The following is a 17,363-nucleotide window of genomic DNA, read 5'->3' as shown; positions in this document are numbered from 1 at the left end:
CTTTAAAGATATAATCTGTTACCCTCTTTAAGTTTTTTGACACTTTTATCGGAAACATTATGTTTCCATCTAATTTAGATTGCTTAATTCTTAAGTTATCTACCACTTTGCAAAACTGTTGTTACAACCGCTTTTGCTTTCAATGATAAGGCCTTATGCATACTTATCATCTAAATAAAAAAATATGGGAGATCTTATTTTGAATTTACTACGTTATTTCAAAACAACGAGTACATTTAAAGCACCAATTTTTGTGCCAAGTATTATATTTATCTTAGGTGTAACAGGATTAGGGATTTTTACACCGCAAACAACAGAAACCTTACTGAATAGTATTAAAAGTCATATTTTTACTAACTTTAGTTGGTTTTATGTTATGGCAGTATCCATTTTTATCCTTTTCTTACTGCTACTTTGTGCTAGTAGCCTAGGAGATATTAAATTAGGTACTGAAAATGAAGAACCTGAGTATCCATTTATGTCATGGATGGCAATGTTATTCGCCGCTGGAATGGGAATTGGTTTAATGTATTTCGGTGTTGCTGAACCTATTTCACATTATGTTGCTCCTCTGGCTACTAATGCTACTCAAACGGAAAAAGTTGAAAATGCGTTACTTCTCTCCTTTTTCCATTGGGGTATCCATGCTTGGGCAATTTATGCCGTTATCGGTCTAACGCTTGCGTATTTCAGTTTCCGTTACAAATTACCACTAACAATCCGTTCTGGCTTTTACCCAATTTTAAAACATAGAGTATCTGGCTTCTGGGGGCATGTGATTGACATTGTCGCCTTATGTAGCACCGTATTCGGGGTCACTACTACCTTAGGTTATGGCGCATTGCAATTAGATGCAGGATTACATGCTGTTGGGTGGATGGATGATCGTAGTTTAACAACGCTTTCTATCATTATCCTTATTGTGATGACATTAGCGGCAATTTCTGCAATTACAGGCGTTGCTAAAGGGGTTCGCCGTTTAAGTGAAATTAACTTAGGTATGGCGATCTTATTAATGATATTCGTCTTAGTTGCTGGCCCTACGATCTATCTATTTAGTAATTTTTCGGAAAACATTGGTAATTACCTTAGTAACTTTATTGAATTAAGTTTCCGTACCTTTGCTAATCAACCTGAAAAACAAGGTTGGTTTAATGGTTGGACTGTTCTTTATTGGGCATGGTGGGTTTCATGGGCACCATTTGTTGGTTTATTTATTGCGAAAATTTCTAAAGGACGTTCAATCCGTGAATTTATTCTCGGTGTATTATTCGTTCCATCGCTCTTTAATGCACTTTGGATGACAATCTTCGGTGATACCGCAATTTGGATCGATCAACAAACGCAAGGCGAACTTGCGGCATTGAGTAGCAATACTGAAGCATTATTGTTTACCTTTTTTGAACATTTACCAGGGTCAACTATTGCTTCATTGATTGCAATGTTAATTATTGCACTATTTTTTATTACCTCTGCTGATTCAGGTATCTATGTCATTAATAACATTGCTTCACAAGGTAAAGATCGTTCACCAGCATGGCAAAGTGCATTCTGGGCTATCTTATTAGCTGCTTTAGCCATTGCTTTATTACGTTCTGGCGGATTAGCTGCACTACAAACAATGACCTTAATTATTGCCTTACCTTTCACCTTAATTATGTTATTACTTTGTGTTGGGTTATGGCGTGGTTTGATGGTAGATAGCCAATACTTTTCGAAAAAATTTGCCCACGGTAGTTCAGTTTGGACAGGTAAACAATGGCGTGAACGGTTAAGTAAAATTATGACGCAACCACAACGTGCCGACATCAAAGCATTCTTTGATAAAATTGTATTACCAGCATTTACTGAATTAGAAACCGAACTTAAAAGTTATGGGTTAAATGTTGCGATTAAACATTATGCCCCATTACGTATCGCATTAATTGTTAAAAATGACAATATTCATAATTTTGTGTATGGCGTATCTAGTGAAAAGCGATCATTGTCCAATCTATTAATTGAAGATGATAGCTTGCCACATATCGAACGCCATAATATTTATGAACCAATTACGTTTTTTAATGATGGGCGTGAAGGTTATGATGTGCAATATATGAGTAAAGATGAATTAATCGTGGATATTTTGAAACAATATGAACGTTATATGAATCTTGCTTTTGATGATACACATAGCTTATTACTTAACGATTTATCATAGACATAACGAAAAACTAAAAGCCCCACTTAAATATCGATTTGAGTGGGGCTTATTACCTACAAAAAATAAATATTTTCAGGGAAAGATAAACTCAAATATTGTCGAACCAAAAAACAATGCAAGTGCCAACCCAAAAAGAGCAACAATACCTGGTAATAAAAATGCTGAAACCTGTGCCCGAGCTGTATTATACGATGATAAAAACATAAGAACTACCAGTATCAACCCTATTACTGCTAAAGGAACAACCATATAAGACCAAACAAAATCAGACATACATCCCCCTATCAAAACCCTGCGTATATATAATGTACAATTATAAGTAAAGATGAATTAATCATGGATATTTTGAAACAGTATGAACATTATATGAATCTTGTTTTTGATGATACACATAACGATTTATCATAGACATAACGAAAAACTCAAAGCTCCACTTAAATAATGATTTGGCTGGGGCTTATCAAAAAAATAAATATTTTAAGAAGTCCAGAAAGAGTGCAGCCAAATAAGTTAAGAAGTCCAGAAAGAGTGCAGCCAAATAAATTATAAATATAAAAAAGCCAAGATAAGGAATGCCTCTCTCAAAGAGCCAATCATCAATATGAGGCTCATCTTCTATATTTTTTCTATTTTTTCTATTTTTCATATATTTTCTATATTCTGCTGCCGCTATTCTTCTATCCGGTGCATAATCTTGTGGCCAAAATAATTTAATGCCAATTATTACCATACTAATTATAGCTACAGGAACAACCATATAAGACCAAACAAAATCAGACATATCGCCTCCTATCTAAAACTTCGCATAATATAATATAAGATAAATAAAAAATCTTTATCTTATAAGCCTAAGTAATTTAAATAGCCAATAACCACTAGCTATCCACACGATGTTTAATAAGAAATCCGATTAACCAATTTAAATAACAATGAATCCGCTGTTTGTGATAACTGCGTAAAATCGCCTTGCTCCACTAACTTAGCATTATCCATCACAATGACTTGATCAAACTGAGATAACCCTGTTAATCGATGGGTAACCATAATAACCGTTTTATCTTGGCAGTACTCAAGCAATAATGCCAACACTTGCCGTTCAGTTTCCCGATCTAGCCCTTCCGTTGGTTCATCTAATAAAATGATTGAAGCAGACGATAATAACACACGAGCAATGCCCAAACGGCGTTGTTCACCGCCTGATAAGGTGCGTCCACCATCACCTAACCACGTTTCCAAGCCTTGTTCTTGTGTTAATAAATAACCTAACCCTACTTTCGTCAATAATTCTGCCAGTTGCTCATCACTCGCCGTTGGATTAGCCAATAATAAATTCTCACGCAAGGTATCGCTAAAAATATGTACACGTTGCGTTAATAAAATTATCTGCTCGCGTAACGTTGCTTCACTATATTGTGCTATCGGCTTGCCCGCTAACAAAATATCACCTTGCGTTGGTAAGTAGTTGCGAATAAGCAGTTGTAATAAGGTCGATTTACCACTGCCTGTTTTCCCCAAAATAGCGATTTTTTGCGCTCTAGCAAGCGAAAAACTAACATCATCTAACGCTTTTTCTGACATATCAGGATAAGCAAAAGAAAGATGCTCAAATTGAATCAACTTCTCTTGTGGCACAAACTCGGTTACTGTTCCATCAAATTTCACCAAAGGTTGTTGCGAAATAATCTCTGTTACGTGTTCTGCCGAAGCAATCACTTGCCCTAAATGCAAAAATGCCGCTCCGATTGGCATTAAAATTTCAAATGAGGCTAATGCCGAAAAGGTGACTAACGCAATCAGTGCTAATTTAAAATCCCCTTCGCCCATAGGTGTTGCTGCTGCCAACCAAAGAGTAATCACCACAATCACACCATTAGCAAACAATAATACTGCACTAGATAACCCAGCTAATTGTGCTTCTCGCTGTTGATTTTGCAGCCATTGCTGTTCGGTTTGTTGTAATTGTTGTGTAACCCTATCGGTCGCATTAAACAACAATAACTCCGCTTGTGCTTGGATATATTCCACAAATTGGCTACGATATTTTGCTCGATTTGCGGTCAATGTTGCACCAAATTTTTGCCCTAAGTGGTAAAAGACTGTTGGAATTACACATAATAAAAATAGCAAACTGCCCGCAATAAACCACGCAATTTTGACATCAAGAAAACTGATCCCAATGCCAATAAAAATGATCATACAAATAGCACTTACAAATGGTGCGAGCAGACGTAAATATAATGTATCCAAGGTATCCACATCAGCCACTAATCGATTTAACAACTCGCTATTACGATAACGGCTTAATACCGCTGGACTAAGTGGAATAATTTTAGCAAACACCATTACCCGCAATTTGGCTAAAATTTCAAAGGTAACATCATGCGTAACAATCTTTTCAAAATAACGAGCTACCGTTCTGCCAATCGCTAAACCTCTTACGCCAGAAGAAGGATAAAAGAAATTAAATAGAATCGACACGCCAGCTAATGCCGATGCTGCTAAAAACCAGCCTGAAAGTGTTAATAGTCCAATGCTCGCCGCTAGCCCTGTCAGCATTAGCACAATTCCCAATAACAGACGACTTGGGGAATGTTTAAACATTGCAAAAAAAGGAAGTAATGAACGCATTAAATTATCCTTAGTTAAGAACGGTTTCACGTTGTGCTAAGAGATCAGCAAAATAACCTTGATGTTGCAGTTCGCTAAAGGTACCTTGTTGCACGATCTCGCCCGCTTGCATCACTAAAATTCGATCTGACTGTTTCAGATCTTCAATTCGATGTGTAATCATTAAGGTTGTTTTGCCCTGACTCAGTTGCTGTAAACTTGCCAATACTTGATTTTCTGAACGTGCATCTAAACTAGCTGTTGGCTCATCTAATAGCAGTAACGGTGTTTCTGTTTTTAGTAATGCTCTCGCCACCGCCAATCGTTGCGCCTGCCCTACGGATACCCCTAAACCGCCATCTTGTAGTACTTTATCGAGTAAAGGAATCAATTCTGTAACATAGGCTTGCGTCAAAGCAGACTGTAATTGTTCTTCCGTTGCCTGTGGATTGGCTAAGCGTAAATTCTCACGGATCGTTCCCTGTAACAGAAAAGGATTTTGCCCTACCCACGCCAATTTATTACGCCACGATGTGACATTAAGCTGATTTAACTCAATGCCATTGATCCGCAAACTCCCTTGATAGGGTAAAAAGCCAAGTAATACATTCATTAATGATGTTTTACCTGCACCACTTTGCCCAACTAAGGCAACATTTTCTCCTGAATTAATAGAAAAACTGAGTGGCTTAGTTAATGGAGTACCTGTCGGCGACAGTACGACTAATTGTTCCGCTTGCAACTGAATTGCATCTGTATTCAATTCCTGCTCACCTTGTTGAGCAATTAAAAAGTCTTGTGTAAGAAATTCCTCAATCGTTTCTGCTGCGCCTACTGCAGCTGCTTTATCGTGATAATAAGTCCCAAGATCTCTCAATGGTTGATAAAACTCTGGTGCTAAAATTAAACAGAAAAAACCTGAAAACAAGGTTACACCTGTGCTATATCCACCAAAATTAATCTGCCCTAAATAACTAAAACCAAAATAAACCGCAGTTAACGCAATCGAAATAGAAGTAAAAAATTCCAACACCGAAGAGGAAAGAAACGCAACTCTTAATACATCCATTGTCGTTTCACGAAAATCCTCGCTTCGTTCTTCAATTTGTTCTGTTTGCTCTTTAGTACGATTAAAAATGCGTAAATTCTCTAATCCTTGTAAACGATCCAAAAATTGCCCACTTAAACGTGCCAACATATTGATATTACGCTGATTTGCCTCAGATGCTTTTTTCCCAACTAAAATCATAAATAATGGGATCAAAGGAGCAGTTAATAATAAAATTAATCCTGCTGCCCAATTAATTGGAAACACGGCAATTAATAAAATTAATGGTGCAATACCAGATAAATATTGTTGTGGTAAATAGCGTGCATAAAAATTGTGTAAGTTCTCGACTTGTTCCAATGCCAACGTTGCCCAGCTTCCCACTGGACGATAAGTTAATGTTGCTGGACCAACTTGTTCTAATTTATGCAAAATTTGTTGGCGTAGATGTTGGCGTAATAGCTTACCACTATAAAAGCCTACTTTTTCTCGTGCATATAACAATCCAGCCCTTACCGCAAAAATCAACGGCAATATAAGAAATATTCCCCATAACTGCTCTCGTGGCATACCAACAATAATCAGATTATGCAACAACGAAGCTAATAACCACGTTTGCACAACTAATAAAATGGTCGAAATAATCGCAAAAAGCAGATTGAGTTTAAGCGGTTTTTTAATGATTTGACTTTGCTGTCTAAGCCAAGTTTGTAGCTGTTTCTGGCGAGATTTATCCATAACCTAAAAAATCGAGAAAAATACAATAAAATCCCCTCAATAATGAGGGGAGTGAATTAAAATATTATGCGTTTTGAGCGTCTAAGGCATCAAGATAACGTTCCGCATCTAGTGCTGCCATACAACCTGTGCCAGCAGAAGTAATCGCTTGACGATAATGTTGATCCATCACATCACCCGCTGCAAAGACCCCTTCAACAGACGTTGCTGTCGCATTACCTTGTAATCCTGATTTCACCACAATATAGCCGTTATTTAAGGCTAATTGTCCTGAAAAAATATCGGTATTTGGTGCGTGTCCGATCGCAATAAAGACGCCCTCCACCTCAACTTTTTCTTGCAAATCAGATTGGGTATCTTGTAACTGTAAATGCGTTACCCCCATATTATCGCCACACACTTCGGTAAGCGTACGGTTAGTATGCAAAACAATCTTGCCCTCTTCGACTTTCTTCATTAAACGATCTAATAAGATTTTTTCACTACGGAAGCTATCACGGCGATGAATAAGATGCACTTCTGAAGCAATATTCGCAAGATATAATGCCTCTTCCACTGCCGTATTTCCGCCACCAATTACCGCCACAGGCTTATTGCGATAGAAAAAACCATCACAAGTTGCGCAAGCTGACACACCACGTCCTTTATAAGCCTCTTCTGACGGCAAACCAAGATATTTCGCTGAAGCCCCCGTTGCAATAATCAACGCATCACAGGTAAAGGTTTGACTATCGCCATAAAGGGTAAAAGGACGCTTAGAGAGATCGACCTGATTAATATGATCGAAAATAATTTCTGCCTCAAATTTTTCTGCGTGTTCCAGCATTCGCTGCATTAATTCTGGGCCTGTTGTTTCACCTGCATCTCCTGGCCAGTTTTCAATTTCATTGGTGGTTGTTAACTGCCCACCTTGCTGTAAACCTGTTACTAATACTGGCTTTAAATTAGCACGTGCCGCATAAATCGCTGCGGTATAACCTGCAGGGCCTGATCCTAGGATTAATAATTTACTATGCTTGCTTGTCATATTTTGCTCCGATGTAATTTGTTATTTATTCTGCTTCACGACTTAATAAAGCAATGAATAGACGAAACGGCGATATTTATTCGTTAATGGATCACTATTCCCCATTGCCGACAAAATCGCGAGATACTGACGTTTTACCTCGCCCTCTTCTGCATTGAGATCTTTTTGTAAAATCGCCAATAATAAATTTAACGCTTCTTCGTTTCGATTCGCTTGATGTAATTGTACTGCTAATTTTATCGCAATTTCAGGGGTTGGATTACGTTGATAATCTTGCTGTAATTGTTGAATTTCTGGGGTATCTGCCGCTTGGATTAATAACTCAATTTGTGCTTGCAATCCTTGCCAACGGCTATCACGATCTTGCAATGGAATCTGTTTTAAAATCTCCTGTGCTGGTTCAACTTTCTTCATCGCAATATAGGTTTCAGCATAAAGTAAAGCGACATCACTATTTTTCTTATCAGAAAGTTCCCACGCCTCTTTTAACAAAGGTAATGCTTGTTCGTAATTCTCAACAGCCAGATAATCCAATGCTTGATTAAATTTGATCTCATCTTCTTTTGGCAAAATAACGCTTAAACGTTGCTGTAACTCTTGTTCTGGTAACACACCATGAAAACCATCAATAGGCGCACCATCTTTAAATAAATAGGTGGTTGGCAGTGCTTGAATTCTGAATTGTGCAGCAATCATTTGTTCAGTTTCACAATTCACTTTAGCGAGAAGAAATTGGTTCGGATACTGCTCTGTTAATCGTTCTAATCCTGTCACAAAATTTTGTGAACTACTGTCTGTGGCCGCATAAAAGACAAAGACTAATGGCTGTGTTTTTCCCATCTCTAGCACTTCAGCCAAATTTTGTGTATTCACCTCAATAATTTGTTGCATATCAACTCCTTTGTTCATCTGCAAAATCTGCTAAATTCTAACAAAACTGCCACCACTTTTCAGTAAGTAAAAAAAATCACGCCACTCTATTTAGGGGAGAAAGTGGCGTGATAAGTTATAAATGTTCAATTAAGAGGACTAATTAAAATGCCATCTTAAATGAAACAGTCGGAGTATGCTCAACGTAACCTTTACGCACATCAGCATCATAACTTAATGATAAGCTCGCCGCTGGGGTAATTTGATAACGAATATCTACTCCCATTTCACCGCTCACACGTCCATGTTGTGCGCCTTTTGTGGTGAATTTTAGATCTGGTGCGCCTGCAAAGGCTGCGCGAACTTCTGCTGGTTCACCAATGAGGTCATAACCAACGGCTGCTCTTGCACCAACAGATACTTTATCCGCTACACGGAATTGTGTTGCGATACCTGCTTTGCTCACTAACGCTTGGTTTGTACCTGCGTCAGCTTGAAGATTTAATACACCAGCGCCTTTTTCTTGGTAATGATTATTGCGTACTACTTGGTAATCCATACGGACAAATGGTTTGATTTCTGCATTATCGCTGCTATAAGCAGAGAAGTTCACACCTAAACCAGCATACGCCAATTTATTACCGTAATCCGCTTTTGCGCTACGATTTGCAAAGTTGATAGTACGTTGCGTACTCACATCGCTATAACCTATACCTGCACGGAAATCTAAATCAATCAACGAACTTACTGGCGTATTACCATACACACCTAACTGAATAGTTTCCGCTTTCACGCTTTGATCAGACACAGATTCACGACTATGAACATTGTCATACGCATAGCCCATCATTACACCTAAACGGGTTTGTTGATGACATTTTTCTGCACCAACCGCAAAGCCATAAGTATCGTCATTATAACCTGCTGCCCCTTTATACGCATTTTGTTGTCCGAAACTACCGAATGTTCTTACCCAAAGATTTTTATCTTTTTGCAGTAAGTCACTTTCACAACGATCATAAATCGTCGCTAAATCTGCCAACGCTCTGCTGGTATCGGCAATCACTTGACTGCTTGCGCCTGCTAAGGTTGGTAATGAAGCTAATAAGGCATCTGCAGCTTGTTGTTTATCACGAATGGTATAGAACAGACGTGATAATTCATTCGCTGGCGAGTTCTTAAAGTTCGTATCTAAAGCACGAGCTGCACCGCTAGCACGATCTAAGCCAAATTGGTTCGCAATCTCTACTAAGCTATTTCCTTCAGAAGAATACGGCGTTAAACCAACAGATTTCTTATCTGGTGAAACATAAGGCACAAAATCAAACAATGCACTATTGTCATCATAGCTTGCAAATTGATCGCCGATAATATTGCCACCAGCTGTAATCACATTTTCAAACCTACCGTTTTTCAAATCTTCTTCGTTACTACCAGCAATATCTGTAAAGAGTTTACCGTTACTAATATCTGCATTGCCTGCAACATTAATCTTCGTATGGCCATCAGGTGTCGCAACGACTTTTAACGTACCATCAAGATTGAGATTACCTAAAGAAGTACCTTCTTCATTCACAGATAACGTCGCATCTGGTTTCACATTCACTGTGGCATTACCTAATTTACCGCCTTTAGAGATGTATAATGTACCGTCATTCACATTTACATCACCGCTAAATGGATTATCGGCTTTCACATCAAATGTTCCTTTACCATTCTTATTGAACTCGCCAGTACCATTAATTGGTGAGTTCACATCTTGCGTGACGGTCGTATTATCCGCAACGTTAACATTTAATTTACCTGCAATTTCAATCGCATCTTTACCTGTTGCCGTTGTATTAAAACCATCAAAGAGTTTATCACCATCATTTGGATTTAAGGTTAATGTGCCATTTGCACCAACATTGACGCTAGAGGCTTTCTCATCATTGGTATCAGTTGTGATGATATTATCTGCAGTAAGCTCACCGTTATTCACGTTTAACGCACCGCCATCAACCACAACATTGTTATCGGTAGTCAATTTACCACCATTATCGAGATTAACTTCACCATTATCTTTTACTGTTAAGGCATCCGTATTCACTTTACCTTCAATATTTAAGGTATCTGGTGAGCTACTATCATTTGAACCAGCATCAATATCTTTATTACCAACATTAATCTTATCGCTGTCTAAGGTTGAACCTTGCGCTATGGTTAATGTGCCATCATTCACATTGGTTTCAGCGACTTTATTGTCTGCGGTAAGTTTGAGTTCACCCTCACCTGCTTTATTCAATGTGCCTGAACCTGTAATGTCAGCTGTATTTTGTTGGCTAACAGTACCCTCATCAACATCAACATTTAACGCACCATCAAGATTAATCGCATCACCTTTACTTGTATCTAAACCATTAAAGAGTGTATCCCCATCAGCTGGTTTTAAGTTTAGGTTGCCATCTTTGCTTACGTTAATCTTCGCATCATCCGCACTGTCATCTTGTGCTAGATCAGACGTGATATTTTTCGCATTCAAGGTACCGTCAATTTGTACATTGCCTGAATTTACCGCAAAGTCTTTCAAGTCATTTGGCAACGTTCCAGATGTTAACGTACCATCTTGATTTACTTGAACATTACCACCATTAACAGTTGCACCATTTGCTGCGGTAACTTCGCCATTTTCGATAGTTAAATTACCATCTTTTTTCACATCAAGTGTATCCGCATTCACTGTACCTGATGAAGTAAGTTTTGCAGAGTCTGGTGTACCATTACCATCACCGACAGTAATATCGCCACCATTTAAGGTACCATCTTTTGCAACGTTTACTGCACCATCGTTAATATTGGTTGCATCCGCTTCTACTGTACCTTTATTCACATCTACGGTACCGCCATTCACGCTTAATGCATCACCAGCATCTAATTTGCCGTCATTGTTGGTTAAGTTGCTGTCTTTCTCAACGGTTACACTTGACGCAGTCACTTGTCCTGCATTGGTTAAGGTTGCTGTACCTGCATCACCATTACCATCACCAACTTTGATTTCACCACCATTTAAGGTACCGTCTTTTGCGACAGTCACATCACCATCATTGATATTGGTTGCTTTAGCTCCTACCGTACCTTTATTCACATCTACGGTACCGCCATTCACGGTTAATGCATCACCTGCATCTAATTTGCCGTCATTGTTGGTTAAGTTGCCGTCTTTCTCAACGGTTACGCTTGACGCAGTCACTTGTCCTGCATTGGTTAAGGTTGCAGTACCAGCATCACCATTACCGTCACCAACTTTCACAACGCCACCATCTAAGGCACCGTCTTTTGCGACAGTCACATCACCATCATTGATATTGGTTGCTTTAGCTCCTACCGTACCTTTATTCACATCTACGGTACCGCCATTTACGCTTAATGCATCACCAGCATCTAATGTACCATCATTGTTGGTGACTTTGCCGTCTTTCTCAACGGTTACGCTTGACGCATTCACTTGTCCTGCATTGGTTAAGGTTGCAGTACCAGCATCACCATTACCGTCACCAACTTTGATTTCACCACCATTTAAGGTACCTTCTTTTACAACAGTCATATCACCATCGTTAATCGTAGTTTTCGGTGTCTCTACACTACCGTTATTCACATCTACAGTACCACCATTAACGACTAAACCGTCTGAACCTTCTACAGCTAATGAACCCTTATTGGTGTCATCACCTACGTTTAAGGTACCATCTTTATTCACAGTAACACTGTCAGCAGTTACTTCACCATTAGCCACTAATTGAGCTGCATCACTATCACCATCACCAACGGTAATAGCGCCACCATCTAATTTAGCTCCATTATCAACCGTAACTGTACCATCGTTAATATTGGTCGCATCCGCTTCTACTGTACCTTTATTCACATCTACGGTACCGCCATTTACGGTTAATGCATCACCTGCATCTAATTTACCGTCATTGTTGGTGACATTACCGTCTTTCTCAACGGTTACACTTGACGCAGTCACTTGTCCTTCATTGGTTAAGGTTGCTGTACCAGCATCACCATTACCGTCACCAACTTTCACAACGCCACCATTTAAGGTACCGTCTTTATCGACAGTTACATTACCCGCGTTGAGATTGGTTGCTTTAGATCCTACCGTACCTTTATTCACATCTACAGTACCGCCATCTACAGTTAAATTATCGGTATTTACTGTACCTGTGTTAGTCGTATCGCCCACATTGACGCTACCATCTGCTTTCACATTTAAGTTAGTTACATTATCCAGCGTACCAAGAATATCTAATGCAGCACTGCCTGCACTACCTGTGCTATCACCAACGTTCACAGTACCACTGTTTAACGTTTTACCAGTCGCAACACTGACTTTGCCGTCTTTCACATTGGTTGTGCCGATCGTATTATCCGCTTGTAATGCCAACTCGCCTGCACCGTCTTTATTGAGTGTACCTGTACCGCTTAATCCTGCATTTTCTGCTTGATTCACAGTGCCGTCAGCAACGGTCACATTTAATTCACCATTAACTTTAATTTCATCACCTTGAGTGGTATCAATACCGTTAAACAAGGTATCGCCACTAGCTGGTTTCAAATTCAATTTACCTGTGGAATCAATAGCAATTTTGGCATCGATATCACTACCTTCAGCAGGATTAGAAATGATATTTTTCGCGTTTACTGTACCAGCAACTTTAAGATCACCGCCGTTCAGCTCTAAATTTTCCGTACTGCTGGTACCCGTGCCAACACTTAATGTTCCATCAGAACCAACTGTTACTGTGCCACTGTTAACCTTAGCACCAACAGATGCTACAACTCTACCAGCAGTAATGTTTACAGTACCGTTATTATCCACTATTAAATTTTTCGCAGCAGTAGTACCACTCGAATCTAATTGACCGCCATCTACAGTTAAGTCGTTAGTTGCTCTAGCTGTACCACTATTAATTAAATTTCCATCAGAATTTACAATAATATTTTTAGCTTCAACAACACCAGCATTATCTAATATTGCAGTATTTTTACCGTCTTTTGTATTGCCAACTGTTAACGTTTCAGTTGTTTTAAATTTTGTACCTGCCTTAACTTTCACCGTACCATCGTTAATATTGGCGTTGGCAATTGTATTATCAGCAGTAAAGTCTAATTCACCTTTACCATCTTTGTTAAATGTACCAGTACCAGTAAAGCCTGCGCCTTCTTGTTGTTTAACAGTTGCACCTTCGGCGACATTAGCGTTCCAAGTGCCATTAAAGGTAATAGTGTCGGTTGCAGCGGCTTTTTTGAAGTTTTGGAATAACACATCGCCATTCACTAAATTAGTGGTTAATTCACCTAATACAGTAACCGTTGCTTGATCTGCACCAGCTTCATCAGTGGTTTTAATATTACCGACTGTTGCGGTTCCGCCTGCTGCGACAGTAAAGGTACCGTTATTGATTTCGACATCACCAGAATCATCGCCAGTTTGCGCCGTAGTTAATGAGCCATTAACGGTTAATTTCGCCACATTGCTGTTGGTCGCATAATCACTACCATTATCGATTAAGACATCGCTAGTGCCTTCGATTTTTTTGCCTGCGCTAACAATTACTTCACCGCCAGAAACGGTTGTTTTCCCTGTATGGGTCAAATCGCCATTTAGTGTTAATACGCCTGCTTCCGATTTTTCAAAATTACCTGTACCATTTACATCACGCGCTAAGGTAGTTGCGTCCGCAAAATTGAGTTTTAATGTCCCTTTAGTTGCACCGACACCAGTAGAAATATCAGTTTCACCTGCGCCCATTGATGCCAAACTATTAAATTGCAAAACACCACCAATGATTGAAGTATCACCACTGAAATTATTTGCAGTATTGGTAATAATCGTTGTACCTCTACCAGCTTGTATTAAATTACCTTCGCCCAAAATTTTGTTATCAATTTGATAGGTATTAGAACGATTAACTTTTAAATTGGCGTCATTGGAAACAGTAATAACACTATCGGCATTTAAAGAACCAATCGTACCGCCATTACCGAGTTGTAATGTTCCTTTATCGATATTGGTTGCGCCAGAATAGGTGTTATCTTGGTTGATAACCAATGTACCTTTGCCATCTTTGATAAGCCCACCAGTACCTTTCATAACAGCAACATTACCTGTTACGCTTGGTTGCGCTTGGTAGAACAAACCATCCACATCTTCTTTTGGAGAAGTTACGCTGATGGTTGTCATTGTGCCATCTTTTAACGTGATATTATCCGTAGCGCTAAAGCTATTGAACAATACGCGATCAGCATCACTACTGTTTAGAATAATTGTACCACCTTCCAAGTTAAGATTAACCTTAACATGGTTATTTTGTTTTGAAAAACCGTTCCAGCTACCTGTTGCCTCAGAACCGCCCCGCATACCCGTAAATTCAATAACAGAGCCTTGTTTTAACGTAATCGCAGTCGTCCCAGTATATGCTCCCGTGATACCATTGCCAATATACATTTGTTGAAGTTTTACATGTGCACCATCATTCATAGTCAAAGTGACATCACCACCGGCATTACCACTCTGACTTGCAGGCGCAGCAACAAAATAAAGACCATTGCCTTTAACATTTACAGTAGAGCCTTCAATATTGACCGTTGCATTTTTATATGCTTCACCCTCAGATCTTTTATAACTACCACCGATTCTGAAACTCCCTTCAGTGGTTACGGTGGAACCGGTAATGTTTACAGTTGAATCCCCCATAGACAAAGGAGAAGGCTTTGATTGATAACCCGTATTATTATTATTAGACAGCCCAAAATCACCGCCAAAAACCAACGTAGAACCTGAAATATTCAATATCCCTGCTTTATTATTAGCGCCTACATAAATATCTTTGCCATATTTAGTATAGTTTGCATCCTCTGATACCACACCATATCCCGCTTCTCTAAACATTGTGGCTGTAGCATCGGCTGTGCTTCTTGTCTCTCCAGTAATATCAATGGTGCCGCTAAAGGCAATTTTACCGTTATTTGAAAATATCTGAGTAGAAACTGAGCCTGTCGATTGGCTTATTAAATCAGTTTTCGATGTAATACTTGCCCAGCTAATAGAAGGAAGAGTTAGCAGACTTACTGCTAAAGGAAGAAAGGCTAATTTGAAAGAAGAAGAATGATTAGTGCTGTACCCCCCCCCATCACATTTTGCGAGGTTGAGGTTTGCGATTTGCTTTTACCTTTTGCAGTTGCGAGTTCCGAAACACACTGCCAAAGCCCTAAAGCGCTATTCCATACTACACGATAAATTTTGTTCATATAGATACCCTTAAAGAAAATGAAAAATAAATGTTATTTAAATGTTGCTGTAAGTTAATTTTTACAATTGTTGACATTGGCGCGCGATTTTAACAGATTTTCAAGAAATTACTAGGGGGGGGGGGATTTAATTTATTTTAAGTAATTCAATAAGTTATTATTATAAAAAAGTACCTATTAATAGGTACTTTTCTACTTATAAATCGGATACATTGCATCCAATTTCTTTATCTAATTAATCACTCGATAAACCTTAAACTTCCCTGTTTTCGCTAATACTTGATGACTACCAAAATAACGATCTAACACATCTGGATAAGGTAAAAACGCATTAGCTACAATACGCAATTCACCGCCTTTATATAGATGTGCTTTCGCTTCACGAATTAACGTTTCTACCGCATCATATGCGGTATCAATTCCTGCATGAAATGGTGGATTAGATACAATCAAATTAAACTTTTGTGGAATGGCAGAAAATACATTACTTGCAATCACATTTCCTGCTAAATGATTTTTAGCTAATGTTTGTTGTGCAGATGCTAGTGCCATCGCATGAATATCCGTCATCGTTAATTCAATCGTTGGATTTTGTTGTTTCAAATAAGCACCAATTACACCTGCCCCACATCCAACATCCAGTACATTGCCTTGAATTGGTTGTTGTAACGTACTCAATAGCAGTGCTGTTCCTTGATCCAATTCAGTAGCACTAAACACCCCTGGTAACGAACAAACCGTTAAATCAGCATATTTTGCTAAGGTATATTCTCTCCACCACTCAGCTAACCGAAAATCAGGGGCTTGTTGTAGTTCAAAATGGTATAAACCGCAACGGCGAGCCGAATCAATTTTGGCAATATTTCCCCATTTTTCACAGAACGTTTCTGCAGAACGCACACCGCCTCGATTTTCTCCCACAATCAATACTGATTGACCGATTGGGACTTGCGACAACATCTGTTGTAGTTGAAATTGGCACTCTTGTTTATTTTTACCCCAATAAAAGACGATCAAATCTTCTGCTTGATATTCGGCTTCTAGGGCAAAAATAGGGGTTAATTTTGCACGTTGTACATAATCGAAATAACTACTCACCACTCGCACTTCACGTGCAGTTTGTTGGCAAGTCGCAGGAAAATCATCTTGTACATTGCCGAGAAAAAGTACTTTTTTATCAGTAAATAGATCTAAATGGCGAGCTAATACTTGGCTTTCTGGGGTGAGTATCACGGGATATTTCCTCTATATTTTCTTGATTAAAATAAAAAATGGGTAAACTACTAACAAACCTAACTTCAAGAATAAATCTCTATAAATGCTAAAAATCCCCTTGTGTCTTGCCCGAATGCAGGAAAGATTTTCAGGCAAAAAACGTCTAATTTTTCGCAGAAAAATATCAGTTTTTTGCCGCCCGGAAAATCTTGACGGAATGAGGAAATAGCAAGGCACTAGGGCGTGCTTTTTTTGCTTCGTTTTTTTGCACGAGCAAAAAAATGAAGTCGACCTTTAGGGCGAAACCTAAATCTAAACTTAGTTAAGAATACAATAAATGCTAATTTATATAATGTTAGCAA

At 38.8% G+C, this 17,363-nt stretch carries 10 protein-coding genes; 1 reads left to right on the top strand and 9 read right to left on the bottom strand.

The features are described from left to right. Positions 1-199: 199 nt before the first annotated feature. Complete coding sequence (locus ACFFHT_RS00335; RefSeq protein ID WP_382372382.1) at positions 200-2,200, top strand: BCCT family transporter; 2,001 nt, start codon at positions 200-202, stop codon at positions 2,198-2,200. A 75-nt stretch (positions 2,201-2,275) separates the two neighbouring features. On the opposite strand, the gene ACFFHT_RS00330 is transcribed toward ACFFHT_RS00335, so the two are convergent. From ACFFHT_RS00330 to rsmC, 9 genes are all read right to left on the bottom strand, one after another. Beyond that, a complete protein-coding gene (locus tag ACFFHT_RS00330; protein WP_382372380.1) occupies positions 2,276-2,476 on the bottom strand; it encodes a hypothetical protein in 201 nt (66 codons plus the stop codon). A gap of 187 nt (positions 2,477-2,663) precedes the next feature. Beyond that, positions 2,664-2,984: a hypothetical protein gene (locus ACFFHT_RS00325; protein WP_382372378.1), complete on the bottom strand. Its 321-nt coding sequence runs from the start codon at positions 2,982-2,984 to the stop codon at positions 2,664-2,666. 113 nt (positions 2,985-3,097) lie between these two features. Next, entirely contained in the window at positions 3,098-4,831 is a 1,734-nt protein-coding gene (gene cydC, locus ACFFHT_RS00320) for a heme ABC transporter ATP-binding protein/permease CydC (RefSeq protein WP_382372376.1), read from the bottom strand. 10 nt (positions 4,832-4,841) lie between these two features. After that, complete coding sequence (cydD, locus tag ACFFHT_RS00315; RefSeq protein WP_382372374.1) at positions 4,842-6,596, bottom strand: heme ABC transporter permease/ATP-binding protein CydD; 1,755 nt, start codon at positions 6,594-6,596, stop codon at positions 4,842-4,844. Between the two features lie 64 nt (positions 6,597-6,660). Then, entirely contained in the window at positions 6,661-7,623 is a 963-nt protein-coding gene (gene trxB / locus ACFFHT_RS00310; protein WP_382372372.1) for a thioredoxin-disulfide reductase, read from the bottom strand. A 42-nt stretch (positions 7,624-7,665) separates the two neighbouring features. Beyond that, complete coding sequence (locus ACFFHT_RS00305; protein ID WP_382372370.1) at positions 7,666-8,514, bottom strand: co-chaperone YbbN; 849 nt, start codon at positions 8,512-8,514, stop codon at positions 7,666-7,668. A 142-nt stretch (positions 8,515-8,656) separates the two neighbouring features. Continuing rightward, on the bottom strand, positions 8,657-15,427 hold the full coding sequence (locus tag ACFFHT_RS00300; RefSeq protein WP_382372368.1) for an autotransporter domain-containing protein: 6,771 nt from the start codon (positions 15,425-15,427) through the stop codon (positions 8,657-8,659). Positions 15,428-15,624: 197 nt separating this feature from the next. Continuing rightward, on the bottom strand, positions 15,625-15,786 hold the full coding sequence (locus ACFFHT_RS00295) for an ESPR domain-containing protein (RefSeq protein ID WP_382372366.1): 162 nt from the start codon (positions 15,784-15,786) through the stop codon (positions 15,625-15,627). Between the two features lie 231 nt (positions 15,787-16,017). After that, on the bottom strand, positions 16,018-17,016 hold the full coding sequence (gene rsmC / locus ACFFHT_RS00290) for a 16S rRNA (guanine(1207)-N(2))-methyltransferase RsmC (RefSeq protein WP_382372510.1): 999 nt from the start codon (positions 17,014-17,016) through the stop codon (positions 16,018-16,020). Positions 17,017-17,363 lie beyond the last annotated feature (347 nt).

The organism is Gallibacterium melopsittaci, from assembly GCF_042433085.1.
GTDB lineage: Bacteria > Pseudomonadota > Gammaproteobacteria > Enterobacterales > Pasteurellaceae > Gallibacterium > Gallibacterium melopsittaci.
This window is presented reverse-complemented; position numbering and strand designations above follow the sequence as displayed.

Bases quoted from the DNA above. Each gene is read 5' to 3' on its own strand.
- ACFFHT_RS00325 (WP_382372378.1), bottom strand. From the start codon at position 2,984: ATGTCTGATTTTGTTTGGTCTTATATGGTTGTTCCTGTAGCTATAATT.
- trxB (WP_382372372.1), bottom strand. From the start codon at position 7,623: ATGACAAGCAAGCATAGTAAATTATTAATCCTAGGATCAGGCCCTGCA.
- ACFFHT_RS00300 (WP_382372368.1), bottom strand. From the start codon at position 15,427: ATGTTTAGAGAAGCGGGATATGGTGTGGTATCAGAGGATGCAAACTAT.
- cydD (WP_382372374.1), bottom strand. From the start codon at position 6,596: ATGGATAAATCTCGCCAGAAACAGCTACAAACTTGGCTTAGACAGCAA.
- cydC (WP_382372376.1), bottom strand. From the start codon at position 4,831: ATGCGTTCATTACTTCCTTTTTTTGCAATGTTTAAACATTCCCCAAGT.
- ACFFHT_RS00305 (WP_382372370.1), bottom strand. From the start codon at position 8,514: ATGCAACAAATTATTGAGGTGAATACACAAAATTTGGCTGAAGTGCTA.
- ACFFHT_RS00330 (WP_382372380.1), bottom strand. From the start codon at position 2,476: ATGTCTGATTTTGTTTGGTCTTATATGGTTGTTCCTTTAGCAGTAATA.
- ACFFHT_RS00295 (WP_382372366.1), bottom strand. From the start codon at position 15,786: ATGAACAAAATTTATCGTGTAGTATGGAATAGCGCTTTAGGGCTTTGG.